The following is a 25,321-nucleotide window of genomic DNA, read 5'->3' on the forward strand; positions in this document are numbered from 1 at the left end:
CGAGGGGAGCGCGGTCGTGCGTCGTCGTCATGGCGTTCTCAGACGGCGGCGGTGCGCTGCCGTTCGGCCTCGGCCCGCAGGCCGCGCGCCACGGCTTCCGCGACCTTGATGCCGTCCACGCCGGCCGACAGGATGCCGCCCGCGTAGCTCGCGCCTTCGCCGGCCGGGTACAGGCCGCGCACGTTGAGGCTCTGGAAGTCCTCGCCGCGCGTGATCCGGATCGGCGAGGAGGTGCGCGTCTCGACGCCGGTGAGCACCGCGTCGTGCAGGTCGAAGCCCTTGATCTTGCGGCCGAAGGCCGGGAAGGCCTCGCGCATCGCCTCGATCGCGAAGTCGGGCAGCGCGCGGTGCAGGTCGGTCGGCGTCACGCCCGGCTTGTACGAGGGCATCACCTCGCCGAGCTGGGTGGAGGGCTTGCCGGCGATGAAGTCGCCCACCAGCTGGCCCGGCGCACGGTAGTCGCCGCCGCCGAGCACGAAGGCGTTGGACTCGAGCGCGCGCTGCAGCGCGATGCCGGCCAGCGGGCCCTCGGGATAGTCGCGCGGGTCGATGCCCACCACGATGCCCGCGTTGGCGTTGCGCTCGGCGCGCGAGTACTGGCTCATGCCGTTGGTGACCACGCGGCCCGGCTCGCTGGTGGCCGCGACCACGGTGCCGCCCGGGCACATGCAGAAGCTGTAGACCGAGCGGCCGTTGCTCGCGTGGTGCACCAGCTTGTAGTCGGCCGCGCCCAGCATCGGGTGGCCCGCATGGCGGCCCCAGCGCGCGCGGTCGATCAGGCCCTGCGGATGCTCGACGCGAAAGCCGATCGAGAAGGGCTTGGCCTCGATATGCACGCCGCGCTCGTGCAGCATCGCGAAGGTGTCGCGCGAGCTGTGGCCGAGCGCCATCACGACGTGGTCGGCGCGCAGCTCGTGGCTCTGGCCCGTGGCCTGGTCGAGCACGGTGAGGCCGCGCAGGTGCCCATCCTCGATGCGCACGTCGGTCACGCGCTGCTCGAAGCGGATCTCGCCGCCGAGCGCCACGATCTGCTCGCGGATGTTCTCCACCACCTTCACCAGCTTGAAGGTGCCGATGTGCGGATGCGCGACGTAGAGGATCTCGGGCGGCGCGCCGGCCTTCACGAACTCCTCCATCACCTTGCGGCCGAGGAAGCGCGGGTCCTTGATCTGGCTGTAGAGCTTGCCGTCGGAGAAGGTGCCGGCGCCGCCCTCGCCGAACTGCACGTTCGACTCGGGGTCGAGCACGCTCTTGCGCCACAGGCCCCAGGTGTCCTTGGTGCGCTGGCGCACGGTCTTGCCGCGCTCCAGCACGATCGGGCGCAGGCCCATCTGCGCGAGCAGCAGCGCCGCGAAGATGCCGCAGGGGCCGAAGCCGATCACCACCGGGCGGCTCGCGCCCGCGGGCACGTCCGCCGGCAGCGTGTGGCGCATGTCGGGCGCGCTCTGGATGTGCGGATGGCCGGCGTGCTGCGCGAGCAGCGCGGCCTCGCGCTTCGCGTCGGCGAGCGCCACGTCGCAGATGTAGACCGTCAGCAGCTCGGCCTTGCGCGCATCGAAGCTGCGCTTGTAGACGGTGTGGGAGGCGATCGCCTCGGGCGGGACCTCGAGGGTGCGGGCGATCAGCGCGGCCAGCGCCTCGGGCGCGTGGTCGAGCGGAAGTTTGAGTTCGGAGATTCTCAGCATGTCGTGGGGCTTGTGTTTATCAAGCAGGCCGACGATTTTACGCGTTGGGCCGCTATCAAAGGGATAGCTGACCGCAACGCAGGGGAGCGAGGGGATCAGGCGGGCAGGAAGCCTTCGACCGACAGGTAGCGCTCGCCCGTGTCGTAGTTGAAGCCCAGCACCACCGCGTTCTCGGGCAGCGAGGGCAGCTTCTGCGCGATGGCCGCCAGCGTGGCGCCCGAGGAGATGCCCACCAGCATGCCTTCCTCGGTGGCGCAGCGACGCGCCATCTCGCGCGCGGGTTCGGCATCGACCTGCAGCACGCCGTCGAGCAGCGCGGTGTCGAGGTTCTTCGGGATGAAGCCGGCGCCGATGCCCTGGATCGGGTGCGGCGCGGGCTGGCCGCCCGAGATCACGGGCGAGGCCACGGGCTCGACCGCGAACACCTGCAGCTTCGGCCACTTCTTCTTGAGCACGCGCGCCACGCCGGTGATGTGGCCGCCGGTGCCCACGCCGGTGATCAGCACGTCGATGCCCTCGGGGAAGTCGGCGGCGATCTCCTCGGCCGTGGTGCGCACGTGCACCTCGACGTTGGCCGGGTTGTTGAACTGCTGCGGCATCCAGGCGCCGGGCGTGCCCGCCACGATCTCCTCGGCGCGCGCGATCGAGGCCTTCATGCCGCCCGCGCGCGGCGTCAGGTCGAAGGTGGCGCCGTAGGCCAGCATCAGCCGGCGGCGCTCCACCGACATGCTGTCGGGCATCACCAGGATCAGCTTGTAGCCCTTGACGGCCGCGACCATCGCCAGGCCGATGCCGGTGTTGCCCGAGGTGGGCTCGACGATGGTGCCGCCGGGCTTGAGCGCGCCGCTCTTCTCGGCGTCCTCCACCATCGCCAGCGCGATGCGGTCCTTGATCGAGCCGCCGGGGTTGGCGCGCTCGGCCTTGACCCAGACCTGCTGCTTCGCGTTGCCGAACAGGCGCTGGATGCGCACGTGCGGCGTGTTGCCGATGGTCTGGAGGATGTTCTGGGCCTTCATGGATGGATCTCCTTGGATGCGTTCGGTTCGATGGTTGTCGCAACGACAGCGCGCATTGTGAGACCAGCCCGCGGACCTTTCAGCGCGAAGGTGTTGCAACCGGCAGCAACCGGCCGCGCACCAGCAGCGCCACGGTGCGCGCCACGAGCAGCCCGACGATCGCGTTGGCGGCCACGAACAAGAGCGGCGCGAGCCAGCGCACCGGCCCGGTGGCGCCGGCCGCCACCAGCCGCATCGCGAGCGTCGGCAGCGCGCCCACGCCGAAGCTGAAGGCCCAGTAGCCGGGCGTGAACGACTGGCGCGAGATCCACGGCAGCAGGCGCAGCAGCAGCAGGGCCTGGTAGAGGCCGTAGCCCAGCAGGATCTGCGCGAACAGGTCGGGCACGCCGCCGTTGACCGCGAGCCAGGTGCCGCCGCCGACCACGGCCGGCGCGAGCTGGATGCCCAGCAGCGGGCGCTGCGCCTCGGGCAGCGGCTCCTGCGTGGCGGCGCGGTGCAGGATCAGCGATTCGAGCGCGAGCCACGAGAACAGCCCCGCGCCGAAGAACAGCAGGCCCAGCTGCGGCCAGCCGAAGGCCGCGGCCGCGGTGCCGGCGACGAAGTTCTGCGCCACGGCCGGCAGGTAGATCGCGGGCGTGACCGAGGCCGGCGCGCGGCCGCCCTGCCAGGTGCGGCCATAGAGCCGCAGGCCGAGCGCGAGCTGCGCCGTGACGGCGAGCGCGAACACGGCCAGCGCCACCGGGCGGGCGTAGGGCAGCAGCGCGACCGCCGCCAGCATGCTGGCCACCGGGCCCAGTGCCGCGAACGACGACTGCACCGGGTGCTCGAGCTCGGCGCGCGCCTCGTCGGGATGGCGCAGCCACTTGGCGGCATAGAGCGCCAGCAGCACCAGCCAGACGGCGATGCCGGCCCAGGTCAGGGCCTGCGCGGCCTCGGGTGGCAGGTGCCACAGCGGCGTCGCCACGCGCCAGGCCGCGGCCAGCGCGAGCAGGCCGACGGCGATGCTGAAGAAGGAGACGGGAACGGGGCCGCGGGCCGATGCCGCGGGTGCGGGTGCGGCGGTGGGAGCGGCGGGGACGAGATCGGAAGTCATTCTGTTCACCTCGTGGAAGTCGGTGAATGAACTGTAGGCCTGCGTGCTAGGATTTTGAATGCCGATCCGGCTGGAAAAATTGCTCCAACGTCTCACACCATGGATGCCCTGAGCGAACTCGTCGACTGGCTGGCCCCGCGCGGCCGCATGGACCTGCGCTGCCTGTTCGGCCAGGACTGGGCCGCGCCGCACGAGGCCATCGGCCCGTGGCGCGCGCCCTTCCACATCCTGATGCGCGGGCGCTGCGAGCTGTGGCTGCCGGCCAGCGGCACGCTGCTGCCGCTGGAGGAGGGCAGCCTCGTGATCCTGCCGCACGGCCAGGCGCACGTGCTGCGCACCGCGGGGCTCGCGTCGGAGCCGGGAGAGCCGCAAGAGGACATGCGCCCGATCCGCCTGCGCAAGGGCGAGCTGGTCGACCTCAAGACCAACCTGCCGCGCCCTGCGAAGGCCGACACCGACATCCTCTGCGGCGAGTTCGAGTTCCCGGGCCGGCGCCGCAGCACGCTGCTCGAGGCGCTGCCCGATCCGCTGGTGATCCCCTTCGGCCAGCGGCCCGAGTACGGCTGGCTGCAGGGCCTGGTGCGGCTGATGGCGCACGAGATCGAGCAGCAGAACGCCGGCGCGCAGGCCATCGTGGCGCAGCTCTCGGGCACGCTGTTCACGCTGGCGGTGCGCGCCTGCCTCGACACCCGGCCCGAGCTCTCGGGCGTGCTGGGACTGATGGCCAGCCCGCGGCTGGCGGGCGCGCTCAAGGCCATGCTCGACGCGCCGCAGCACGACTGGACCGTGGCCTCGCTGGCCGAGCGCTGCCACCTCTCGCGCGCCACCTTCGCGCGCGAGTTCGCGCGCCGCACGGGCACCGGCCCGCTCGAGCTGCTGACCAGCCTGCGCATGGAACTCGCGTCGCGCCTGCTCGCGCATGGCGGGCAGGACACGGCCTCGGTCGGCGAGGCCGTCGGCTACCGTTCCGAGGCCGCGTTCAACCGCGCCTTCGCGCGCCACGCGGGCCTTACGCCGGGCCGCTTCCGGCGCGCCGCCGCGGCCGGCTGAACCGCCTCAGGACCCGGCCAGCATCGGGCGCCGCAGCGGCGCCTTCCACAGCTCGGCCAGCAGCACGCCGGCCACCGTCAGCACGCCGCCGACCGCGTGATAGGCCGCGAGCGATTCGCCGATCACCGCCGCCGCGATCAGCGCGGTGAACAGCGGGATCAGGTTGAAGAACATGCTCGCGCGGCTCGGTCCGATGTGGGCCACCGTGTGCATCCACACCAGCGGCGCGAGCATCGAGGCGCCGAGGCCCGCGAAGCCGATCAGCGGCAGGTTGGCGGCCGACAGGCCCATGCGCGGCGTCAGCAGGTACAGCGGCAGCAGCACGATCACCGCGCACACGATCTGCAGGTAGAGCAGCTGCAGCGCGGGCACTTCCTTCATGCCCCAGCGCTTGAGCAGGATCACGTAGACCGCATAGGCCAGCATCGCCAGCAGCATCAGGCCGTCGCCCATGTTGGCGCCGCTCTTGAGCAGCGTGCCGAGGTCGCCCGACGACACCACCACCGCCACGCCCGCGATCGACACCAGCGAGCCCGCCACCGCGCCGGCCGTGAGCCGCTGGCCCAGCAGCAGGATCGACAGCGCCAGCACCATCATCGGCGTGAGCGAGCCGATGATCCCCATGTGCGTGGCCGTGGTCAGGTAGGCCGCGTAGTAGGCGAGGCTCTGGTAGACCACCATGCCCAGCAGGCCGAGCACCGCGATGCGGCCCAGCTGCGGGCGGATCGCGCGCCAGTTGCGCAGCACCGGGCGCAGCGCCAGCGGCGTGAACAGCAGGGCTGCGAGCAGCCAGCGGTAGAAGCTGATCTCGGCCGGCGCGATGGTGCCGGCCGCCATCTTGCTGACGACGGTGTTGCCCGACCAGATGACGACGGCGAGCAGGGGGAAGGCATAGGGCCACATGGAACAGGACTTTCAGGAGGAGGCGGGGCTATCATCGGTGCGTCCGTCCTGCGGCATATAGCTCGATCAGGACAACCGGTCCGGAATTCCGGACGCTCTTTCGAGGAACCGCCCCGCCATGGCCGATCGCGCGCGCTACCTGTCGATCCAGGACGTGGAGCACAAGGCCGGCCCGTTCTATTTCAACTGGGACGAGTTCGGCGCCGACACCCTGGCCGCGCCGCACAGCCACAGCTGGGGCCATCTCAACTACACGGCGCACGGCACCATGCAGATGGAGGCCGAGGGCCTGCGCTTCCTCTCGCCGCCGCAGTACGCGGTGTGGATCCCGCCGCGGGTGGTGCACAGCTGCACGCTGCGCCATGCCGTCGTCTACCGCACCGTCTACATCGTGCCCGCGCTGTGCGCCGAGCTGCCCGCGCAGCCCTGCACCGTGCGCATCAGCCCGATCATCCGCAGCGTGCTGGCCGACTTCGCCGCGCGCGATGTGAACGAGCCCGTCACGCCGGCCGACCTGCGGCTCGCGCAGGTGGTGGTCGACCAGCTCGCGCGCGCCGAGGTGCTGCGCTGCTATCTGCCCGCGGCCGCTTCGCCCGCGCTGGTCGGCGTGCTCGAGGCGCTGCAGGCCGAGCCCGGCGACCACCGCTCGCTGGCCGAGTGGGCCGCGAACGTGTACATGACCGAGCGCACGCTCGCGCGCCAGTGCCAGCGCGAACTCGGCATGTCCTTCGGCGACTGGCGCCAGCGGCTGCGCTTCCTGCGCGCCATCGATGCGCTGGAGGCCGGCCGCACGGTGCAGGAGATCGCCTTCGACCTCGGCTACAGCACGGCCTCGGCCTTCATCGCGATGTTCCAGCGCGAGGCGGGCACGACGCCGGAGCAGTACCGGCGGGAGTTCTGCGGCATCGCTTGAAGGCAAACAGCCGGACGCAGAGGACGCGAAGATTCCGCGAAGGTCGCGAAAGGACTTCCATGAGGATTTTTCGGGGGTTCTTTTGCGTTCTTCGCGAAACCTTCGCGTCCTCTGCGTCCGGTTGTCCGATCCCGCTTTCGGCTCTGGTCGCTTCGTGCAGCGATAATCGGCACCGTGAAGCGTGCCAGACCGCCGCTGGTGCAAGTGCCGAAAGGCCGCACTGGAGGAACGTCCGGACTGCACAGGACAGCGCAGGAGCTAACGGCTCTCCACCGTGAGGTGAGGATCAGAGCAACAGAGACGAGCCGATTCAGTTCGGGTGAAACGGGCAATCTCTGCGCGCAGCAACACCAAGTAGGCCAGTATCGAGGTGGTTCCGCTGAGCTGGCGGGTAGGTGGCATCGAGCCGTCTGGCGACAGACGGCCCAGAGTAATGGCGGTCACGCCGGGCATTTCGCAAGAGATGTCCGGTGCACAGAATCCGGCTTATCGGCGCGCTTCACACTTTTATTTCTTCTTCCCCAACGTTCTTCGTCGGGTCATGCCAGGCGGTGCATGACCCGCCCGTCGGCATGGCCGGCGCGATTTCGGGTAAACCCGTATAATCGATAGCAAGCTAACTAATTGGGAGCCTTGCCATGGCCGAACCGGTCACGCCGCCCGCCGGCCGTAAGAAGAAAAAGGAAGCGCGCGAAGCCGCGCTGATGAAGCTCGGCATGCAGTTCTCGACCCTGCAGCGCGGCTACCGCGCCGCGGCCGACAAGGCGGTCGCGCACGTGGGCCTGTCGCAGACCCTGGCCTGGCCGGTGGTGATGATCGGCCGCATGGAGCAGGGCGTGCGCCAGGGCATGCTGGCCGAGGCGCTGGGCATCGAGGGGCCCTCGCTGGTGCGCTCGCTCGACCAGCTCGTGGAGGCCGGCTATGTCGAGCGCCGCGAGGACCCGGCCGACCGCCGCGCCAAGACCCTGCATCTCACGCCCGCGGGCGAGGCCGCCTGCGAACCCATCGAGGCCGCGCTGAGCCTGATGCGCGCCGCGCTGTTCGAGGGCGTGTCCGACGAGGACCTCGCGGCCTGCCTGCGCGTGTTCGGGGTGCTCGAGGAACGGCTGGGCCGCACGGCACCGGCCGAGGGGCGCCGCTAGATGCCTGCCTTGAGCCTGCCGCGCTTCAGCCGCGCCGAGATCGTCTTCTCCACCAAGAGCTTCGCCGCCGCGATGCTCGCGATGTACCTCGCCAGCCGCGCCGGCCTGCCGCGTCCGTTCTGGGCCCTGATGACCACCTACGTCGTCGCCCATCCGCTGGCCGGTGCGGTGCGCTCCAAGGCGGTCTACCGTTTCTGCGGCACGCTGATCGGCAGTACCGCCACCGTGCTGCTGGTGCCCGCGCTGTCGAACGCGCCCGAGCTGCTGACGCTGGTGCTCGCGCTGTGGGTCGGCCTGTGCCTGTGCATCTCGCTGTTCGACCGCACGCCGCGCTCCTACGTCTTCATGCTCGCGGGCTACACCGCCGCGCTGATCGGCTTTCCCTCGGTGCAGGCGCCCGAGGCGCTGTTCGACACCGCCGTCGCGCGCGTCGAGGAGATCGGCCTGGGCATCTTCTGCGCCACGCTGCTGCACAGCCTGGTGCTGCCGGCCGGCATGGGCCCCACGGTGCTGGGCCTGCTCGACCGCACCCTGCAGGACGCGCGCAAGTGGCTCGGCGACCTGCTGCAGCCGCCCGCGAGCGCCACCGGCACGCCCGCGCGCCGCGCCGATGCCGACCCGAAGCGCCTGGCCGACGACCGGCGTCGCCTCGCGGGCGACATCACGCAGCTGCGCATCCTGTCGACCCACGTGCCCTTCGACACCACGCACCTGCGCTGGACCGCCGGCGCGATCCGCGCGATGCAGGACCGCGTGGCCGCGCTCACGCCCGCGCTGTCGGCGGTCGAAGACCGGCTGCTCGCGCTCGAACAGGCCGAGGGCGCCATCGCACCCGACGTGGCCGCGCTGCTCGCGCAGACCGGGCAGTGGCTGCGCGAGGAGGGCGCCGGGACCTCCGACGATGCGCGCCTGCAGGCCCTGCGCGCGACCCTTGCCGCGCTCGCCGCCACGCGACCCGATGCCGCCATCTCCCCCTGGGGCCGCGCGCTGCGCATCGCGCTCGCGGGCCGGCTCGAGGAGCTGGTCGAAGGCTGGCGCGCCTGCGCGCGGCTGCGCGCCGACATCGACGACGGCCTGAAGGGCGCGGTGCCGCCGCGCCGCATCGCCGCGCTCGGCAACCGCGTGCTGCACCTCGACCGCGGCATGGCGCTGCTGTCGGCGCTCGCGGCCGTGCTCGCCATCTGCCTGTGCGGCGCGTTCTGGATCCTCACCGGCTGGCCGATGGGCTCGGCCGCCACCATGATGGCCGCGGTCTTCTGCTGCTTCTTCGCCACCATGGACGACCCGGTGCCCGCGATCCAGGGCTTCCTCAAGTGGACGCTGTGGTCGATCCCGATCTCCGCGCTCTACGTGCTGGTGCTGCTGCCGCTGGTGCACGACTTCGGCATGCTGGTCGCGGTCTGCGCACCGGTGTTCCTGGCGCTGGGCCTGTACATGGCGCGGCCGGCCTATTTCATGGCCGCGATGGCGCTGCTGTTCGGCGTCTCGGGCACGCTGGCGATGCACGACACCGCCACCGCCGACATCGTGAGCTTCATCAACAGCATGCTGGGCCAGGTCTTCGGCGTGGTGGCCGCGGCCTTCGTCACGCGGCTGGTGCGCTCGGTGGGCGCCGACTGGAGCGCGCGCCGCATCCAGCGCGCCACCTGGCGCGAGCTCGGCGAGATGGCCGGCGCGGCCGCCGCCACGCCCGTGACCCTGTCGCCGTCGGCCCAGCGCCGTGGCGTGCCCGGCGACGCCTACGCGGTGCGCATGCTCGACCGCATCGGCCTGCTGGCACCGCGCATCGCGCAGGCCGGCGGCCGCATCGAGGGCGTGGCCGCCGACGACGCGCTGCGCGACCTGCGCATGGGCGCCGACATCGATGCGCTGCAGCGCGTGCGCGCGCAGCTGCCGCTGGCCTCGGCGAGCGCGCTGCTCGGCGACATCGCGCGCTTCTTCCGCCAGCGCGCCGGTGGCCGCGTGGCCGCGCGGCCCGCGCGCCTCTTGGCGCGCATCGACGAGGCGCTGGCCTCGATGCTCGGCGCTGCGAGCACGTTGAGCGCCGACGCGCGCTCGGCCGTTACCGCGCTGGTGGGGCTGCGCCGCAATCTCTTTCCGGAGGCGCCGCCGATGCGCGCGGCTTCCGCTGTCCCCGTTCCCGTTGCCGCGCAAGGAGTGTCCCGATGATCGGCGAAGCGAGTTTCTACGGCCTCTACGTGCCCTGGCTGATGCTGCTAGCCGGTGCCGCGCTGCTCGCCCTGTGGGGCGTGCGCCGGCTGCTGGCCGCCACCGGCCTCTACCGCTGGGTCTGGCACCCGGCCCTGTTCGACATGGCGCTCTACCTGCTGCTGCTCTATGCGCTGAGCCGCGCCACGACCTCCTTGCAATGACCACACCATGACCGCCAACACATCCAACGACAACAACAAGGCCGGCGCCCGCACCTGGCCCGCCGGCGCGCTGCGCATCCTCGTCACCGCCGCCGTGGTGGCCGCCGCCGTCTGGGCGGGTTTTCGCCTCTGGGACCACTACGAGCTCGCGCCCTGGACGCGCGACGGCCGCGTGCGCGCCAACGTGGTCCAGATCGCGCCCGACGTCTCGGGCCTGGTCACCGCCGTGCCGGTGCAGGACAACCAGTCGGTGGCCGCCGGCACCCTGCTGTTCGAGGTCGACCGCGCGCGCTACGACCTGGCCGTGCGCCAGGCCCAGGCCGCGCTCGCCGCGCAGCGCGCCATGAGCGCGCAGGCCCAGCGCGAGAACACGCGCAACGCGGGGCTCGAGGCGCTGGTCTCGCAGGAGGCGCGCGAACAGACCCGCGCGCGCGTCGAGCAGGCACGCGCCGCCGTCGCGCAGGCCGAGGTCGCGCTCGATTCGGCGCGGCTGAACCTGCAGCGCGCCGAGGTGCGCGCGCCGGCCGACGGCCTGGTCACCAACCTCGACCTGCGGCAGGGCAGCTACGCGGCCGCGGGCCGGCCGGTGCTCGCGCTGGTCGATGCGCGCTCCTTCTACGTCGAGGGCTACTTCGAGGAAACCAAGCTGCCGCGCATCCACCTCGGCGACCGCGTGCACGTCATGCCGATGGGCGGCGGCGCGGTGCTCGGCGGCACCGTCGAGAGCGTCGCCGCCGGCATCGCCGACCGCGACCGTTCGACCAGCGCCAACCTGCTGCCGAGCGTGAATCCCACCTTCAACTGGGTGCGGCTCGCGCAGCGCATCCCGGTGCGCGTGAAGCTCGATCCGCTGCCCGCGGGCGCGCGGCTGGTGGCGGGGCAGACGGTGACGGTGCAGGTGCTCGAGCAGGCCGAGGCGCAGCGCGAGAAGACCGCGGCCGATGCCGATGCCGAGGTCAAGACCGGCGCCAGGAAGGAAGGATGATGGTCAACGCATCCCGCACCGTGCTGCGCATCGCCGCGCTGGCCGCCGCCGCGGCGCTCGCGGCCTGCGGCAGCGTCGGCCCCGACTACCGCCAGCCCGACGAGGCCATCGCGAGCCAGCCCGCGGCCGCCCGGCCCTTCGCCGAAGCCGATCCCGCCGCCGGCCTGCAGGCCGTGCCGCTGCCGCCGCACTGGTGGCGCCTGTACCGCGACCCGCGGCTCGACCGGCTGGTGGAGCAGGCGCTCGCGCACAACACCGACCTGCGCCAGGCGGTCGCCAACCTCGAGCGCGAGCGCGCCATCGAGGCCGAGGTGGCCGGCGGCAAGCGCCCCGTCATCGGCGTGAACGGCGGGCCCTCGTTCGGCCACGTCTCGGGCCTGCAATTGCTGCAGAAGGACTACGAGCCGCCGGACCGCTTCAACTACAGCAGCGGCCTGTCGCTGTCCTACCAGGTCGACCTGTTCGGCCAGATCCGCCGCGCCGCCGAGGCCGCCGAGGCCGGCACCGAGTCGGCCGCCGCCGCGCTCGACCTGGTGCGCGTGAACGTCGCGGCCGGCACCGCGCGCGCCTATGCCGAGGCCTGTTCCACCGGCCTGCGGCTGGAGATCGCGCGGAAGTCGGTGCGGCTGCAGCAGGAGGCGGTCGACGTCACCGCGAAGCTGCACGAGGCCGGCCGCGCCGGTGCGCTCGACACCGGCCGTGCCCGCGCGCAGCTGCAGCAGCTCACGGCCGCGCTGCCGCCGCTCGTGGCCGAGCGCCAGAACGCGCTCTACCGCCTCGCCACGCTCACGGGCGAGCTGCCGCAGGACTTTCCGCGCGAGCTCGCCGACTGCGCCGTGCCGCCGCGCGTGGCCGGCACCGTGCCGGTGGGCGACGGCGCCGCGCTGCTACGCCGCCGGCCCGACATCCGCCAGGCCGAGCGCGGCCTGGCCCAGGCCACCGCGCGCATCGGCGTCGCCACGGCCGACCTCTATCCGAAGATCACGCTGGGCCTGTCGGCCTCGTCGGCCGGCCCGGCCGAGGACTTCGGCCGCAAGGGCACCTTCGGCTGGAGCCTCGGCCCGCTGATCTCGTGGACCGTGCCCAACACCGGCATCGCGCAGGCCCGCATCGCGCAGGCCGAGGCCGGCACGCGCGCGGCGCTCGCGAAGTTCGACGGCACCGTGCTCACCGCGCTGCGCGAGACCGAATCGGCGCTCGGCAACTACGCGCGCGAACTCGACCGCCGCGCCGCGCTGCAGGCCGCGCGCGACGAGAGCGCCACCGTCGCCGCGCAGGCGCGCCAGCTCTACCGCAACGGCCGCACCGCCTACCTCGACACGCTCGACGCCGAGCGCGCGCTGGCCGCGAGCGATGCCGCGCTGGCGGCCAGCGAGGCGCAGCTGTCGGACGACCAGATCGTGCTGTTCATGGCGCTCGGCGGCGGCTGGGAGACCGACGACGGCGACCGCCTCGCGGCCGGCGGCAGCGAGGTGCGCAAGCAGTGAAGTCGAACGCCGTTCCTGCGCCACGCGCCGCGCACGCGCCGCTGTGGCTGCTCGCGCTCGTCACCTTCAGCGGCACGCTGGCCATGCACATCTTCGTGCCCGCGCTACCGATCGCGGCGCGCAGCCTCGGCGCCGGCATCGGCGAGATGCAGATGACGGTGAGCCTCTACATCTTCGGCCTGGCCGTCGGGCAGCTGGTGTACGGGCCGCTGGCCGACCGCTTCGGCCGCCGGCCGGTGCTGCTCGCGGGCCTCGCCCTCTACACCGCCGCCGGACTGGCCGCCGCGCTCGCGCCCGAGGTGCATGCGCTGATCACCGCGCGGCTGTTCCAGGCCATGGGCGGCTGCGCGGGCCTGGTGCTCGGGCGCAGCATCGTGCGCGACACCGCCGAGGCGCAGGAAGCCACGCGCCGCCTCGCGCTGATGAACCTGATGGTGACCGTGGGCCCGAGCATCGCGCCGCTGGTGGGCGGGGCGCTCGCCACCGCGCTGGGCTGGCGCTCGATCTTCTACGGCCTGTTTGCGCTCGGCATCGTCGGCCTGCTGTTCACCTGGCGCCTGCTGCCCGAGACCGGCCGGCCCGGCGCGCCCGTGAGCGCGCCCGCGCTCGCGCGCAACTACGCGCGGCTGTTGCGCTCGCCGGCCTTCCTCGGCTTCTCCATCGGCGGCGGCTGCGCCACCACCTCGATGTATGCCTTCGTCGCCTCGGCGCCGTTCATCTTCGTCGACCAGCTGCACCGGCCCGCTCACGAGGCCGGCATCTACCTCGCCATCCTGGTCTCGGGCGTGTGGCTCGGCAGCTTTCTCACCAGCCACCTGATCGCGCGCGTGCGCGTCGACCGGCTGATGATCCGCTCCAACGCACTCAGCGTGCTCGCGGCCTTCGTGCTGCTGGGCGCCGCGCTCACCGACCGCCTGTCGGTGCCGCTGATCGTCGCGAGCATGTTCCTGTTCACCGTCGGCGTCGGCATGGCCTCGCCGGCCGCGCTCACGCAGGCGATCGGCGTCAATCCACAGATCATCGGCTCGGCCTCGGGCCTCTACGGCTTCACGCAGATGGCGGTGGGCGCGCTGTGCACCGCGCTCGCGGGCATGGGGCACCGCAATCCCGCGCTGGCCTCGGCGCTGGTGCTCGCGGTGGCGGGGATCGTGGCGCAGCTGTCGTTCGCGGTGGCGCTGCGGTCGCAGCGCAGGGCCACTCCCATCCGTTCGGGCTGAGCCTGTCGAAGCCTCGCGCAAGGCTTCGCCCTTCATGAGCCTCAGGACAGGCCAGGGCTCAGTCTGAACGGTGACGGGCTCACTTCGCGAACAACCACCCGCCCTTCGGCTGCCGCATCAACTCGTGGTGCTTGACCGCGCGCTCCTCGCCGTCGTCGCCCACGTACACCACCTCGAAGCGCAGCAGCTTCGGCGACACCATCTTCCAGTTCTGGATCCGCTTGACGGTCACGCAGGCCGTCTTGTCGTGGTACTGCATCTGCGCCATCGGGCCGCCCTGGAAGCCCTGGGCGTCGAACAGCCGGCCCGGTGCCGCGAACGGATTGAGCACCGCGCCGTTGCGCGCGGTGATGCAGCCCTCGGTGCGCAGGAACGATTCGATGGTCGGCGAGGCGCTGCGCACCACGCGGCCCACGGCCGGGGTCGGCGGCTTGGCGGCGATCTGCTCGCGGATGCGCTCGACCTGGTCCTCGGTGATCGGCGCCAGGCCGTCCCTCGAGACGATGGGCGGCGGCGCGGGAGCCGGCGGCGGCGGGGGCGCTGGCATCAGCGGCTCGAACACCGAGCAGCCGCCGAGCGAGGCGAGAGCGAGGGCCGCCACCGTGGCGGGCAGGCGGCGCGGGAAGGGCGCGGCCTCGGTGGCGGGAATCGATCCGGACTTCATGGCTTGGGGTCTCCTGTCGGCGGCACGGGGCCGCTGGCTGAAAAAGCAGGCCGCGAACATGCGGTGCGAGGGTGGAAGCGCGCCGGCTTCCCGTTCTTCTTTCTTCTTCTTCGGGGGCGTCAAAAGCGTTCCTGCGGCGCGAGGTAGCGCCACTGGCCGGGCGCGAGGCCGGCCAGCGGCACGCGTCCGATGCGGATGCGGCGCATCGCGAGGATGCGCAGTTCCATGCGGTCGCACAGGTGCGCGACCTGGCCCGGCTGCGCGCCCTTGAGCGCGAAGCGCAGTCCGGTCTGCTCGGGGGTCTGGCGGCCGATGCTCACGCGCGCGGGCGTGCGCTCGAAGCGCGCGAGCTGCTCGGGCGAGACGGCACCGGCCACGTCGACCATGATCTCGTGCTCGATCACGGAGGCGTCCTCGTGCAGCTTGCGCTCGATGCGGAACTCCTGCGTGAACGCCACCAGGCCGCTGGCGCCGGTCTCCAGCGGCGTCATGCACTGCTGGCCGCGCGCATGCGCGGGCAGGAAGCGCGGCGTGCCGTGCGCGGGCGCGAGGTTGGCCGCCACCAGCAGCGTGTGCGCCTGCTCGATGCGCAGGCCGGCCGGCTTGTGCAGCAGCAGCGTCACCGGCAGCACCGGCTCGGGCCGCGCGCCCGCCTCGATCTCCACCTGCTGGTGCGGCTGCACGCGCGACTGCGGCAGCAGCGCCGGCTGGCCGTCGACGCGCACCGCGCCGTTCTCGATCAGCAGCTCGGCCTCGCGCCGCGAACAGCCCGCGAGCGCGGCCACGCGCTTGGCGAGGCGGATGCCTTCGGCGTCGTGCCTTTGCGGCGCGCTCATGAAGCGACGGCCGCCTGCTGCCGGATGCGCGCCACGTGCGCCGCCAGCGAACGCGCGGCCACCGGCCACAGCCGCTCGGGCACGTCGTCGTAGGCCAGCGGCAGCCATTGCTCGGGCGTGCCTTCGGGCAGCTTGCGCATCGCGGCCGCGATCTTGGCCTCGCGCTTGAGGCGGTGCGCCTTCAGGTAGGCGATGGCCGTGCGCGCGAAGCCGATCACGTGGCCGTGCGCGGGCAGGATGAATTCGACGCCGCCGGCCTCGCAGTTCGCGTCGAGCTTGTCGAGCGAATCGAGGTAGGCCGTCATGTCGCCATCGGGCGGATCGACCACCGTGGTGCTGCCGTTGAGGATGTGGTCGCCCGAGAACAGCAGTCCGTCCTCATCGAGCACCAGGCACAGGTGGTTGGCCGCGTGGCCCGGCGTGTGGATCACGCGCAGCGTGTGGGTGAGCGGCTGGCCATCGGCACCGGTGCCCGAGAGCACCAGCCGTTCGCCGTCGGCCAGCTCGCGCTCGGCCGAGAAGCGCGCGCTCGCGCGCGCCGTGGGCGCCGACGACAACCCCAGGATCGGCGGCTTCGCGGCGCCGGCCAGCGCCTGCAGCGGCGCCGCGCCCGGCGAGTGGTCGGCATGCGAATGCGTGCAGACGATCATGCGGATGTCGCCCCTGGCGGCCTGCCACAGCCGCTCGATGTGGGCGGGATCGTTCGGGCCCGGGTCGATCACGATGTGGCCGGTGGTGGCGTCGCCCACGATGTAGCTGTTGGTGCCCGGGCCGGTCATCGCGCTCGGGTTGGGCGCGGTCAGGCGCTGCACGTTCTTCAGCAGCGCCACCGGCGTATCGCTCTTCCAGTCGAGCGAATGCAGCATCTGGCCGTCGGGGCAGACCAGCGCGAGCTCGCCGAAGGGCGGGTCGTTCTCCATGAAGCGCTCGTCGCGGCCGTTGACGAAGCCGCCGCGCGGGCAGCTGGTCCACAGCGGCTTTTCGCTCGCGCAGGCTGCCAGCACCGCATCGACGCTGGCATACGAGGCCATGCGCTGCAGCGTGCGCACGGTCGGGAAGATCATGAAGAAGCTGCCGGCCGCGTGGCGCGCCAGCGCATCGGCCGGGCGCACCCAGCTCGGCTCGAACTGCTCGCTCTCGTCGGCCGAGGGCTCCTGGCCCTCGGGCATGCGCGCCACCAAGAAGGGCACGTCGAAGCGCTTGGGCAGGTCGCGGTCGGTGATCCAGTGCGCGAAGGTGAACACGCGGTCGGCCTCGAGCACCAGTCCGCGCGCCGCGCACTGCTCGGCGAAGGGCACGGCCGCGTGGCCGTCGCGGTCCATCGCGGCGATGTCGGCGGCGCCGGCCGGGCGGCCGTCGGCATGGTGCGCGAGCAGCACGCCGAGCTCCTCGAAGCATTCGCGGATCGCGGCCACCGCCTGCGTGGCCTGCAGCGGGCTCTGCGTGGGGCGGCGCGCGGCCGTGCGCGCGGCGACCTCGTCGGCCGCGTCGATGTGGCCGCCGGGGAAGACGTAGGCGCCGGGCGCGAAGCTGGCGGTGGCCGAGCGGCGCGTCATCAGCACCTCGATGCCGGACGCGGTATCGCGCAGGAGCAGCACGGTGGCCGCGGCGCGCACCGCCACCGGTTCGCGCTGGGGATGAATGAGTTGTGTGGGACGAACCATGGGGCGATTATGGAGAGCCGGCGCGCCGGCCGTGTGTCGCGCATAAGCACATGCCGAAGCAGGTATGAGCATCGCGCCAGAATCCGGGGCCTGCACCGCTCGAACCGAGGACCACAGCCATGACCCCTTTCCACTTCCCGAGCCGGCGCCTGCGCGCGCTGCTGACGGCCGCTGCATTGTGCGCGTCGATCGCGCCCGTGGCGCATGCGCAGGCCGATTGGCCGCAACAGCCGGTAACGCTGATCATGGGCTTTCCCGCCGGCTCCGGCGTCGACGTGGTGGCCCGCACCATCCAGGACCCGCTGACGCGCCAGCTCGGCAAGCCCGTCGTCATCGACTACCGCTCGGGCGCGGCCGGCAACATCGCGAGCGAGTACGTGGCCCATGCGAAGCCCGACGGCTACACGCTCGCGTTCGGCACCGCCGCCACCCACGGCAGCAATGCCGCGCTCTACAAGAAGCTGCCCTTCGACGTCGAGGCCGACTTCGTGCCGGTGGCGCCGGTGCTCGATGTGTCGAACGTGCTCACCATCAACCCCGACGTCATCAACGTGAAGACGCTCAAGGAGTTCGTCGCGCTGGTCAAGGCCAATCCCGGCAAGTACAACTACGCCTCCACCGGCAATGGCGCCGGCACCCACATGGCCTTCGCCGAGTTCAACGCGCGGCTGGGGCTCGACATGGTCCACGTGCCCTACAAGGGCGGCCCCGAGGCCATCACCTCGGTGGTGCGCGGCGAGACCTGCTGCATCATGAACCAGGTCCAGACCATCCTGCCGCACTACAAGGCCGGCAAGGTGCGGCTGCTGGGCGTGACCACCGCCACGCCGGTGGCCGCGGTGAAGGAGGTGCCCACCATCGCCTCGAGCGGCCTGCCCGGCACCCAGGGCTTCGACAGCTCGATCTGGTTCGGCATCTTCGCGCCCAAGGGCACCGACGCGCGCATCGTCGAGAAGCTCAACGCCGCCGTGAAGACCGTGCTCGAGCAGCCCGAGATCCGCGAGAAGTTCGAGAGCCAGGGCAACACCATCCGCATCGAGACGCCCGCGCAGTTCAGGAAGACGGTGCACGACAATCGCGTGAAGTGGGCGGAGGTCGCGAAGACGGCGAACATCAGCATCGATTGATGCGGGAGGCGGCGCGGCGCCGTGCCCCGCCGAGCGTTCGCGTCGCGCGCCCCCGCCCAGGCACGCCCACCCCCGACTGACGCACCATCCCACCATGTCCCTGCCCGACACCGGCGAGCACGACCGCCGACTGGACGAATCGCTGCTGCGCTCGCTCCACGTGCTGCTGAGCGAGGCCAGCGTGTCGCAGGCCGCGGCCAGGCTCGGCGTGGCGCAGTCCGCGCTGAGCCGCCACCTCAAGGTGCTGCGCCAGCTCACCGGCGACGAGCTGCTGGTGCGCGTGGGCAACCGCATGGTGCTGACCGAGCGCGCGCAGGCGCTGGCCGTGCCCACGCGGCGCATCCTCGCCGACATGTCGCTGCTGACCGCCGAGGCCGGGCCGGTCGAGCCGCGCGAGCTGCGCCAGAGTTTCCGCATCGCGACCTACGACTTCCTGCCGCGCCAGTTCTTCGCCGACATCGCCGAGCGCGTGGCGCGCCAGGCGCCCGAATGCGACGTGGTGATCCGCGGCCTGGGCTCGCGCTTCGAGCACTACCGCCAGCTCGCCGACGGCGAGGTCGACATGGTCATCACCATCTGGCCCGAACTGCCCGGGCACCTGCGCGCCGCCAGCCTGCTGACCGAGCCCATGGTCTGCCTGGTGCGCGAGGGCCATCCGCTGGCCAGGGCGCCGATGACGCTCGACGACTACCGGCGCGCGCGCCACCTGTCCTCGCTCGAGCACGTGCCGGGGCAGGGCACCATCATCGATGCACAGCTGGCCGAGCTCGGCGTGTCGGTCCACACGGCGATGCACACCCAGTTCCTCGGCATGGCGCCGGCCATCCTCGCGCGCACCGATCTCGTCTTCACCACCGGCCGCCTGCTGGCCGAGGACTTCGCGCGCCAGTACCCGCTCGCGATCGTGCCCTTTCCCGCGAAGATCAAACCGCACCGCTACCGCCTCGTGTGGCACGAGCGCACGCACAAGAACCAGGCCATGCGCTGGCTGCGCGGCGAGCTGACGGCGGCCGCGCGCGAGCTGGCGCACCGGCCCAGGTCATGACGGCGCTGTCATAACCTGCTGCACAGCGCTGTGCTGGGCGCGGGCGGTGGGCGTGGCTATCGTCGCCGTCCATGTCCACCCCTTCCTCCTCCGCGCCGGTCCGCCCGGACCTGCTCGCCCGGTTGCCCAAGACCGACCTGCATTTCCACATGGCCGGCACCCTGCGCCCGGCCACGCTGGTCGCACTCGCGCGCCAGTACGAACTGCCGTTGCCGCGCCCGGTCGACACGCTCTACAGCTACCGCGACTTCTACGACTTCATCGACGTGCTGCGCATCGCGGCGCAAGCGGTGCGCAGCAGCGCCGATTTCGAGCGCGTGGCCTACGAGGCCGTGGAGGACGCCGCGCGCAGCAGCAACGCGCGCCATGTCGAGCTGTCGTTCAATCCGCAGTACTTCATGCCCACGGGCGTGCCCTATCGCGTGCAGGTCGAGGGGCTGGTGGCCGGCCTGCGCGCCGCGCGACAGGACTTCGGCTGCTCGGGCCTGCTGATCGCCTCCTTCGACCGCGGCCTGCCGCTCGACAGCGCCGAGCGCGCGATGGACGACATCCTCGGCCTGCGCTCCGACCTCGTCGTCGGCGTGGGCCTCGACGGCCCCGAGCGCGCGGGCCCGCCCGCCAGCTTCGCGGCCCTGTTCGAGCGCGCGGGCCGCGCCGGCCTCCAGCGCACCGCCCATGTCTGCGAGGACAACCAGACGCTCGAGGAGGCGCCGCCTTCCAACGTCGACGACTGCATCCACCTGCTGGGCTGCGACCGGCTCGACCATGGCTACAACCTGCTCGCCAGCGACGACGGCCTGCGGCGCGCGCGCGACCGCGGCGTGCATTTCTGCGTCTGCGGCATCACGAGCGTGGTGCGCAACCAAAGGCGGCGGCTCGACAGCGTGAAACGCATGGTCGACGCGGGCCTGCCGGTCAGCCTCAACACCGACGACCCCGCGATGTTCCACACCGACCTCAGCCACACCTACGCCACCGTGCTCGAGGGCAACGGTTGGGGCTGGGCGCAGGCGCGCGCCTTCAGCCTCGCGGGCGTCGACGCCTGCTGGCTCGACGACGACGCGAAGCGCAACCTGCGCGCCGATTTCGAACGCGAGATCGCCGCGCTCGAGCGCGAGCAGGCTGCTCCCCTGGAAACGAACCGCGACTGAAGGACCCCCCGCCATGCACCTCGACACCGCACGCCGCCGCGCACTGCTCGCCGCCCTGGCCTTCGCCGCCTGCACCACCGCCGCCCTCGCCGAGCCCGCCTGGCCCGCGCGCCCGATCACCCTGATCGTGCCCTACGGTGCCGGCGGCAACGTCGACGTCATGGCGCGCTGGATCGCGCCCGAGCTCGCCACGCGCCTCGGGCAACCGGTGGTGATCGAGAACGTGTCGGGCGCCGGCGGCGTCATCGGCACCGAGAAGGCCGTGCGCGCCAGGCCCGATGGCTACACCCTGCTGCTGTCGGTCGAGAGCACCGTCGTCATCGCGAAGATGGTGACGCCTTCCACCGTGCGCTACGATGGCCTCGCCGACCTCGTGCCCGTCACGCTGCTCGGTGCCCAGCCGCTGGCGCTGGTGGGCAAGCCCGCGCTGCAGCCCAAGACCAGCGAGGCGCTGTATGCCGACCTCAAGGCCGCGCCCGGCAAGTACAGCTACGCGAGCTCTGGCGTCGGTACCTCGCTGCACCTGGGCGGCGAGCTGCTCAAGCAGCGCGGCGGCGTCGACATGGTCCATGTGCCGTACCGCACCGGCGTGCAGATCGTGAGCGACCTCAGCGGCAACCAGCTCGACCTCGCCGTGCTGCCGCTGTCGATGGTCATCCAGCAGGCGCGCGCGGGCAAGCTGCGCGTGTACGGCGTGATGGCGGAGAGCGCCTCGGCCGCCATGCCCGAAGCGCCGCCGCTGGCCAGCGTGCCTGCGTGGCGCGGCGCCGACGTGTCGGTCTGGCAGGGCATCTTCGCGCCCAAGGGAACGCCGCCGCAGATCGTCGCGCAGCTGCATGCCGCGCTGGCGCAGGTGCTCGCGAACCCGGGCGTGCGCAGGAATTTCGAGGAGGGCGGCGTCACGCCGCTGGGCGCAGGGCCGAAGGAGTTCGCGGCGTTCCTGCAGGGCGAGGATGCGAAGTTCGGCGCGATCGTCGCGAAGGGGAACATCAGGGCCGAGTAGCGTGGCGCGCCCTAGCGCTGCGCCGGCGGCACCTGCCGCACCTTCTCGATGAAGGCCTCCAGTTCCGCTCCGCGCTCCCACTTCAAATGCTTGCGCTGCACCGCCGCCGGCTGCTTGCCCAGGAACACCCCGGGCCGCCTTTCGGTCGCCGGCCGGATCGGCCGCGGCGCGAAGCCGCCGCCGCAGTTGGGACAGACGTCGTGCAGCACGTTCTGCGCGCAGTCGGCACAGTAGGTGCATTCGTAGCTGCAGATGCGCGCATCGGTCGCGTTCGGCGGCAGGTCCTTGTCGCAGTACTCGCAGTTGGGCCTGAGTTCGAGCATGGGTTCATCTCCGGAGAAATGGCAGGGGGATGGTGCCGCGCGCGGGCAGCGTCATCGCGATCACGCCGGCCATGATGCACGCAAGCCCGGCCCACGCGGTGGGCGCGAGCCGCTCGCCGAGGAACAGCACGCCGATGGCCACGCCGATCGGCACGCGCAGGTAGGCCTGGGCGGCGGTCGACATCGGGCCCAGGGTGCGGATCAGCCGGAAGTAGATCGTGAAGGCCAGCGCGGTCGAGACCACGGCGAGCGCGAGCACGGCGGCCAATGACGCGGCCGAGGGCGCGAGGGTCCAGGGGCGGTCGATCAGCAGGCTCGCGGGCAGCAGCAGCGCGGCGCCGCTCACGAGCGAGCCTGCGGCCGGCAGCATCGGGTCCAGGCCCTTGAACACGCGGCCGAACATCGCGGCGCAGCCGTAGCAGACCGCGGCCGCGACCAGCGCGAGCTGGGACCAGAGCGACTGGCCGAGGCCGCCGAGCGCCTCCACGCCGACGATCAGGCAGATGCCGGCCAGCCCGGCCGCCACGCCGAACAGCCGCCGCAGCGTGGGCCGCTCGGCGCCGGCCAGGCCCAGGCTCAGCAGGAAGATGAAGATCGGCGAGGTCGAGTTGAGGATGGTCGCGAGGCCGGCGTCGACGCTGCGTTCGGCCCAGGCGATCAAGGTGAAGGGCAGCACGCTGTTGAGGCCGGCCTGCAGCGCGAAGCGGCGCCAGCTGGCCGCGTCGCGCGGCAGCCGCAGGCCGCGCAGCCGCAGCACGGCCAGCAGCAGCACGCCCGCGACCAGCGTGCGCGCCGCGATCAGCGTGACCGGCGGAAGGGTCGCGACGCCGATCTTGATGAAGGTGTAGGAAGCGCCCCAGCAGGTGGCGAGCAGCGCGAGCAGCGCCCATTCGAGGGCGGGGGCCCGGGGTTTGGCTGACGCGGCGAGGGTGGTGGTGGTCGGCATGGCGCGCCGATCATCGCGAAGGCCGCGCGCGGACACTTCGGCCGCGGCCGAAACGTGCCCGTCTCAGTGGCCGTGCCCGTGGTGCGGGTCGTCCGCACCGCCATTGAGCAGCGTCGCGAGGTCGGTCTCCTGCTCGGCCGCCGCGCCCTCGATCACGCGCCGTTCGAGCTCGTCGAGGTGCTCGAGCGCCACGGCCAGCGCCTTGTCGAGCGACTTGCCGGCGGTCAGCGCATCGATGATCTGTTCGTGTTCGCGCGGCGCGCAGCTCGCGGCCTCGGCCGAGTCGTAGAGCGCCTTGTAGAGCTCGGTGTTCGCGATCAGCCGGCCGATGTAGGACAGCAGTTCCTCGCTGCCCGCCATCTGCGCCAGCAGCAGGTGGAAGTCGCCCGCCAGGCGCACCGCGTCTTCGCGCCGCCCTTCCTTGAACGCCTTCTGCTCGGCCTGCACGTGCTTGCGCAGGGTGGCCACCTGCTCGCGCGAGAGCTGGCCGAACAGCGTGCTCACGAGCCCGGCCTCGACGATGCGGCGCGCGCGGTAGGTGCCGCGCATGTCCTCGATCGAGGGGTTGGGCACGAAGGCACCGCGGTTGTGCTCGAGCACCAGCCGCTTCTCGGAACCCAGCCGCGCCAGCACCTTGCGTACCGCGCCGCGCGTGCAGCCCAGCGCCTCGGCCAGCGCGCGCTCGCGCAGCGGCGTGCCGGGCCGCAGCTTGCCGCTGAGCAGCGCCTTGGAGACGGCGGCATAGACGCGTTCATCCACGTTGGCGCCATCGGCGTCGGTGGGCTCGGGGGAGGGTGCGGGCGCGGAAGGCTTGCGGGTGGCGGGCATAGGCAGGCGGATTTTGCCTGCGTCGCGCCACCCCGGGGAAAGCCCCCGGATTGACGCGGCCCGGTCCGCTTCGTACCATTCGCGGAAATTTGGTTAACCAAAATAAAATGATATGGTTGACCAAAAATCCGGATATCCACAACCACACACGACAACGGAGACACACATGAAATCCGCCAAATGGCTGGCCGCGCTGCCGGTCGCCGCCTTCTTCAGCGGGGGCTGGCTGTCCTCCGTCGCGCCCACCTTCGTGCTCGGCATGCCCTTCCTGATGGTGTGGAACGTGCTCTGGCTGGTGCTGACCTCGCTGATCATGGTGGTCATCGACCGCGCCGAGGGCGATCTCGACGCGCCGGCAACGCAGGGGGACGCGCGATGAACGCCGCGCTCGGCGTGATCGCGCTGTTCGTGGTCGGTGCGCTGGCCCTCGCGGTGCTGGCGCGGCGCGGCCGCACCATGAGCCTGGAGCAATGGGCGCTCGGCGGGCGCGGGCTCGGCGCGATCATGGTGTTCCTGCTGATGGCGGGCGAATCCTTCTCCACCTTCACCTTCCTGGGCGCCAGCGGCTGGTCGTACAGCAAGGGCTCGCCGGCCTTCTACATCCTGGCCTATGGCGGGCTGGCCTACCTCATGGCCTTCTGGATGCTGCCGGCCGTGTGGCGCTACGCCAGCGCGCACAAGCTGGTGTCGTTCTCCGACTTCTTCGCCCACAAGTACGACAGCCGCCCGCTCGGCGTGCTGGTGTCGGTGGTGGCGCTCGGCGGCATGGTCGCGCTGCTGACCATCCAGTTGCGCGGACTCGGCATCATCGTCTCGGAGGCCTCGTACGGCTCCATCGCGCCGCCGGTGGCGATCTGGATCGGCACGCTGGTGATGGTCAGCTACATCCTGTTCTCGGGCATCCACGGCTCGGCCAGCATCGCCATCGTGAAGGACGTGCTCATCCTCGCGCTCGCCGTGTTCCTCGGCCTCTACCTGCCGTGGCGCTACTACGGCGGCGTGGCGCCGATGTTCACCGCCATCCACGCGGCCAACCCGGGCTTCTTCGAATTCCCGAAGGAAGGCCTCAACCTCACCTGGTACAACTCGACCATCCTGCTGACGGCGCTGGGCTACTACCTCTACCCGTTCAACCTCACCTCGGTGTACGCTGCGCGCAGCGCGAGCGCGGTGCGCCGCAACACCATCCTGATGCCGCTGTACCAGGTGGTGATCGCCTTCCTGTTCCTGGTCGGCTTCGCGGCCATCCTGCAGGTGCCGGGGCTCAAGGGCTCCGACGTCGACCTGGCCCTGTTCGGCCTCGTCAAGCACAGCTTCGATCCCTGGTTCGTCGGCGTGATCGGCGGCACCGGCGTGCTCACGGCGCTGGTGCCGGGCTCGATGATCCTGCTCACGGCCTCCACCGTGATCGGCAAGAACGTCTACAAGGAAGGCTTCGCGCCGCATGCCACCGACCGCCAGGTGTCGCGCGTGGCGCGCGGTGTGCTGCCGCTGTTCGCGCTGGTGGCGGTTTACTTCGTGCTGCGCGGCGGCACCACCATCGTGGCGGTGGCGATCTTCGCCTCCAGCCTGCTCACGCAGCTGCTGCCCTCGCTGCTGTTCAGCCTCATGAAGAAGCCCTTCGGCAACAAGCACGCGGCCTTCGCGGGCATCGTCGCGGGCGGCGCGGTGCTCGGCTTCCTGATGACCACCGGCGCGAACCTCGCTACGCTGTTTCCCACGGCGCCTCTGGCTTTCAAGTCGCTCAACACCGGGCTGGTGGCGCTCGCGACCAACGCGCTGGTGTTCGTGATCGTGGCGCTGGTCACGCCGGGTCCGGCGCCACGCGCGGCCGCGGCGCAGCCCGCCTGATGCTTCATGCGACAAAGAAC

Annotated in this window: 24 protein-coding genes and 1 other RNA gene; 15 read left to right on the plus strand and 10 right to left on the minus strand. The window is 71.7% G+C overall.

Annotated features, from left to right (window positions below; all coding sequences use genetic code 11):
• Window positions 1–38 precede the first annotated feature (38 nt).
• The 3 genes from INQ48_05165 to tehA all read right to left on the minus strand — a co-directional run bounded on the left by INQ48_05165 (window position 39) and on the right by tehA (window position 3,794).
• Window positions 39–1,685 carry an NAD(P)/FAD-dependent oxidoreductase gene (locus tag INQ48_05165; protein ID QRF58641.1) on the minus strand — a complete coding sequence of 549 codons (1,647 nt, stop codon included), beginning with the start codon at window positions 1,683–1,685 and terminating at the stop codon, window positions 39–41.
• 95 nt (window positions 1,686–1,780) lie between these two features.
• Window positions 1,781–2,701, minus strand: coding sequence for a cysteine synthase A (gene cysK, locus INQ48_05170; protein ID QRF58642.1), 921 nt, complete (start codon window positions 2,699–2,701; stop codon window positions 1,781–1,783).
• 79 nt (window positions 2,702–2,780) lie between these two features.
• A complete protein-coding gene (gene tehA / locus INQ48_05175; GenBank protein ID QRF58643.1) occupies window positions 2,781–3,794 on the minus strand; it encodes a dicarboxylate transporter/tellurite-resistance protein TehA in 1,014 nt (337 codons plus the stop codon).
• Between the two features lie 99 nt (window positions 3,795–3,893).
• Between tehA and INQ48_05180 the strand changes: the two genes are divergently transcribed.
• On the plus strand, window positions 3,894–4,844 hold the full coding sequence (locus INQ48_05180; protein ID QRF58644.1) for an AraC family transcriptional regulator: 951 nt from the start codon (window positions 3,894–3,896) through the stop codon (window positions 4,842–4,844).
• 6 nt (window positions 4,845–4,850) lie between these two features.
• Here INQ48_05180 and INQ48_05185 read toward each other — a convergent pair whose 3' ends face one another.
• On the minus strand, window positions 4,851–5,747 hold the full coding sequence (locus tag INQ48_05185; GenBank protein QRF58645.1) for a DMT family transporter: 897 nt from the start codon (window positions 5,745–5,747) through the stop codon (window positions 4,851–4,853).
• Window positions 5,748–5,865: 118 nt separating this feature from the next.
• On the opposite strand from INQ48_05185, the gene INQ48_05190 reads away from it, so the two are divergent.
• The 8 genes from INQ48_05190 (at window position 5,866) to INQ48_05225 (ending at window position 13,863) form a co-directional block, all read left to right on the plus strand.
• Window positions 5,866–6,660: a helix-turn-helix transcriptional regulator gene (locus tag INQ48_05190; protein QRF58646.1), complete on the plus strand. Its 795-nt coding sequence runs from the start codon at window positions 5,866–5,868 to the stop codon at window positions 6,658–6,660.
• A 176-nt stretch (window positions 6,661–6,836) separates the two neighbouring features.
• Window positions 6,837–7,165: RNase P RNA component class A (rnpB, locus tag INQ48_05195), an RNA gene on the plus strand.
• A 199-nt stretch (window positions 7,166–7,364) separates the two neighbouring features.
• A complete protein-coding gene (locus INQ48_05200) occupies window positions 7,365–7,802 on the plus strand; it encodes a winged helix DNA-binding protein (protein ID QRF60618.1) in 438 nt (145 codons plus the stop codon).
• Window positions 7,803–9,971, plus strand: coding sequence for an FUSC family protein (locus tag INQ48_05205; GenBank protein QRF58647.1), 2,169 nt, complete (start codon window positions 7,803–7,805; stop codon window positions 9,969–9,971).
• Entirely contained in the window at window positions 9,968–10,174 is a 207-nt protein-coding gene (locus INQ48_05210) for a DUF1656 domain-containing protein (GenBank protein QRF58648.1), read from the plus strand. The genes INQ48_05205 and INQ48_05210 overlap by 4 nt, the downstream gene beginning before the upstream one ends.
• A 70-nt stretch (window positions 10,175–10,244) precedes the next feature.
• Complete coding sequence (locus tag INQ48_05215; protein ID QRF60619.1) at window positions 10,245–11,159, plus strand: HlyD family secretion protein; 915 nt, start codon at window positions 10,245–10,247, stop codon at window positions 11,157–11,159.
• Window positions 11,159–12,646, plus strand: coding sequence for a TolC family protein (locus INQ48_05220; protein QRF58649.1), 1,488 nt, complete (start codon window positions 11,159–11,161; stop codon window positions 12,644–12,646). Before INQ48_05215 ends, INQ48_05220 begins: the two co-directional genes overlap by 1 nt.
• On the plus strand, window positions 12,643–13,863 hold the full coding sequence (locus INQ48_05225) for a multidrug effflux MFS transporter (protein QRF58650.1): 1,221 nt from the start codon (window positions 12,643–12,645) through the stop codon (window positions 13,861–13,863). The genes INQ48_05220 and INQ48_05225 overlap by 4 nt, the downstream gene beginning before the upstream one ends.
• 79 nt (window positions 13,864–13,942) lie before the next feature.
• Here the strand turns inward: INQ48_05225 and INQ48_05230 are convergent, their stop codons facing one another.
• The 3 genes from INQ48_05230 to INQ48_05240 all read right to left on the minus strand — a co-directional run bounded on the left by INQ48_05230 (window position 13,943) and on the right by INQ48_05240 (window position 17,027).
• On the minus strand, window positions 13,943–14,476 hold the full coding sequence (locus INQ48_05230) for a hypothetical protein (GenBank protein ID QRF60620.1): 534 nt from the start codon (window positions 14,474–14,476) through the stop codon (window positions 13,943–13,945).
• A 170-nt stretch (window positions 14,477–14,646) separates the two neighbouring features.
• The gene (locus tag INQ48_05235; GenBank protein ID QRF58651.1) at window positions 14,647–15,363 is read right to left on the minus strand and encodes an RNA-binding protein; all 717 of its coding nucleotides are present in this window, start codon (window positions 15,361–15,363) and stop codon (window positions 14,647–14,649) included.
• The gene (locus tag INQ48_05240; GenBank protein QRF58652.1) at window positions 15,360–17,027 is read right to left on the minus strand and encodes an MBL fold metallo-hydrolase; all 1,668 of its coding nucleotides are present in this window, start codon (window positions 17,025–17,027) and stop codon (window positions 15,360–15,362) included. The genes INQ48_05235 and INQ48_05240 overlap by 4 nt, the downstream gene beginning before the upstream one ends.
• A 119-nt stretch (window positions 17,028–17,146) precedes the next feature.
• Here INQ48_05240 and INQ48_05245 point away from each other — a divergent pair, with 119 nt between their 5' ends.
• From INQ48_05245 to INQ48_05260, 4 genes are all read left to right on the plus strand, one after another.
• Complete coding sequence (locus INQ48_05245) at window positions 17,147–18,154, plus strand: tripartite tricarboxylate transporter substrate binding protein (protein QRF58653.1); 1,008 nt, start codon at window positions 17,147–17,149, stop codon at window positions 18,152–18,154.
• 94 nt (window positions 18,155–18,248) lie between these two features.
• Window positions 18,249–19,199 carry a LysR family transcriptional regulator gene (locus tag INQ48_05250; protein ID QRF58654.1) on the plus strand — a complete coding sequence of 317 codons (951 nt, stop codon included), beginning with the start codon at window positions 18,249–18,251 and terminating at the stop codon, window positions 19,197–19,199.
• Window positions 19,200–19,270: 71 nt separating this feature from the next.
• The gene (add, locus tag INQ48_05255) at window positions 19,271–20,350 is read left to right on the plus strand and encodes an adenosine deaminase (GenBank protein ID QRF58655.1); all 1,080 of its coding nucleotides are present in this window, start codon (window positions 19,271–19,273) and stop codon (window positions 20,348–20,350) included.
• Window positions 20,351–20,363: 13 nt separating this feature from the next.
• A complete protein-coding gene (locus INQ48_05260) occupies window positions 20,364–21,353 on the plus strand; it encodes a tripartite tricarboxylate transporter substrate binding protein (GenBank protein ID QRF58656.1) in 990 nt (329 codons plus the stop codon).
• 11 nt (window positions 21,354–21,364) lie between these two features.
• On the opposite strand, the gene INQ48_05265 is transcribed toward INQ48_05260, so the two are convergent.
• The 3 genes from INQ48_05265 to INQ48_05275 all read right to left on the minus strand — a co-directional run bounded on the left by INQ48_05265 (window position 21,365) and on the right by INQ48_05275 (window position 23,450).
• Window positions 21,365–21,676 carry a DUF1272 domain-containing protein gene (locus INQ48_05265; GenBank protein QRF58657.1) on the minus strand — a complete coding sequence of 104 codons (312 nt, stop codon included), beginning with the start codon at window positions 21,674–21,676 and terminating at the stop codon, window positions 21,365–21,367.
• Window positions 21,677–21,680: 4 nt separating this feature from the next.
• The gene (locus tag INQ48_05270) at window positions 21,681–22,622 is read right to left on the minus strand and encodes a DMT family transporter (protein QRF58658.1); all 942 of its coding nucleotides are present in this window, start codon (window positions 22,620–22,622) and stop codon (window positions 21,681–21,683) included.
• A 63-nt stretch (window positions 22,623–22,685) separates the two neighbouring features.
• A complete protein-coding gene (locus INQ48_05275; protein QRF58659.1) occupies window positions 22,686–23,450 on the minus strand; it encodes a GntR family transcriptional regulator in 765 nt (254 codons plus the stop codon).
• 166 nt (window positions 23,451–23,616) lie between these two features.
• Here INQ48_05275 and INQ48_05280 point away from each other — a divergent pair, with 166 nt between their 5' ends.
• Window positions 23,617–23,829 carry a DUF3311 domain-containing protein gene (locus tag INQ48_05280; GenBank protein QRF58660.1) on the plus strand — a complete coding sequence of 71 codons (213 nt, stop codon included), beginning with the start codon at window positions 23,617–23,619 and terminating at the stop codon, window positions 23,827–23,829.
• Window positions 23,826–25,301, plus strand: a complete 1,476-nt coding sequence (locus tag INQ48_05285; protein QRF58661.1) for a sodium:solute symporter — start codon at window positions 23,826–23,828, stop codon at window positions 25,299–25,301. The genes INQ48_05280 and INQ48_05285 overlap by 4 nt, the downstream gene beginning before the upstream one ends.
• The last annotated feature ends 20 nt before the right edge of the window (window positions 25,302–25,321 follow it).

The organism is Variovorax paradoxus (assembly GCA_016806145.1).
In the GTDB taxonomy this organism is placed as follows: Bacteria; Pseudomonadota; Gammaproteobacteria; order Burkholderiales; family Burkholderiaceae_C; genus Variovorax.

Bases quoted from the DNA above. Each gene is read 5' to 3' on its own strand.
- INQ48_05270 (QRF58658.1), bottom strand. From the start codon at position 22,622: ATGCCGACCACCACCACCCTCGCCGCGTCAGCCAAACCCCGGGCCCCC.
- INQ48_05165 (QRF58641.1), bottom strand. From the start codon at position 1,685: ATGCTGAGAATCTCCGAACTCAAACTTCCGCTCGACCACGCGCCCGAG.
- INQ48_05185 (QRF58645.1), bottom strand. From the start codon at position 5,747: ATGTGGCCCTATGCCTTCCCCCTGCTCGCCGTCGTCATCTGGTCGGGC.
- cysK (QRF58642.1), bottom strand. From the start codon at position 2,701: ATGAAGGCCCAGAACATCCTCCAGACCATCGGCAACACGCCGCACGTG.
- add (QRF58655.1), top strand. From the start codon at position 19,271: ATGTCCACCCCTTCCTCCTCCGCGCCGGTCCGCCCGGACCTGCTCGCC.
- INQ48_05235 (QRF58651.1), bottom strand. From the start codon at position 15,363: ATGAGCGCGCCGCAAAGGCACGACGCCGAAGGCATCCGCCTCGCCAAG.
- INQ48_05240 (QRF58652.1), bottom strand. From the start codon at position 17,027: ATGGTTCGTCCCACACAACTCATTCATCCCCAGCGCGAACCGGTGGCG.
- INQ48_05250 (QRF58654.1), top strand. From the start codon at position 18,249: ATGTCCCTGCCCGACACCGGCGAGCACGACCGCCGACTGGACGAATCG.
- INQ48_05265 (QRF58657.1), bottom strand. From the start codon at position 21,676: ATGCTCGAACTCAGGCCCAACTGCGAGTACTGCGACAAGGACCTGCCG.
- INQ48_05245 (QRF58653.1), top strand. From the start codon at position 17,147: ATGACCCCTTTCCACTTCCCGAGCCGGCGCCTGCGCGCGCTGCTGACG.
- INQ48_05280 (QRF58660.1), top strand. From the start codon at position 23,617: ATGAAATCCGCCAAATGGCTGGCCGCGCTGCCGGTCGCCGCCTTCTTC.
- INQ48_05260 (QRF58656.1), top strand. From the start codon at position 20,364: ATGCACCTCGACACCGCACGCCGCCGCGCACTGCTCGCCGCCCTGGCC.
- INQ48_05285 (QRF58661.1), top strand. From the start codon at position 23,826: ATGAACGCCGCGCTCGGCGTGATCGCGCTGTTCGTGGTCGGTGCGCTG.
- INQ48_05205 (QRF58647.1), top strand. From the start codon at position 7,803: ATGCCTGCCTTGAGCCTGCCGCGCTTCAGCCGCGCCGAGATCGTCTTC.
- INQ48_05180 (QRF58644.1), top strand. From the start codon at position 3,894: ATGGATGCCCTGAGCGAACTCGTCGACTGGCTGGCCCCGCGCGGCCGC.
- tehA (QRF58643.1), bottom strand. From the start codon at position 3,794: ATGACTTCCGATCTCGTCCCCGCCGCTCCCACCGCCGCACCCGCACCC.
- INQ48_05220 (QRF58649.1), top strand. From the start codon at position 11,159: ATGGTCAACGCATCCCGCACCGTGCTGCGCATCGCCGCGCTGGCCGCC.
- INQ48_05200 (QRF60618.1), top strand. From the start codon at position 7,365: ATGAAGCTCGGCATGCAGTTCTCGACCCTGCAGCGCGGCTACCGCGCC.
- INQ48_05275 (QRF58659.1), bottom strand. From the start codon at position 23,450: ATGCCCGCCACCCGCAAGCCTTCCGCGCCCGCACCCTCCCCCGAGCCC.
- INQ48_05190 (QRF58646.1), top strand. From the start codon at position 5,866: ATGGCCGATCGCGCGCGCTACCTGTCGATCCAGGACGTGGAGCACAAG.
- INQ48_05210 (QRF58648.1), top strand. From the start codon at position 9,968: ATGATCGGCGAAGCGAGTTTCTACGGCCTCTACGTGCCCTGGCTGATG.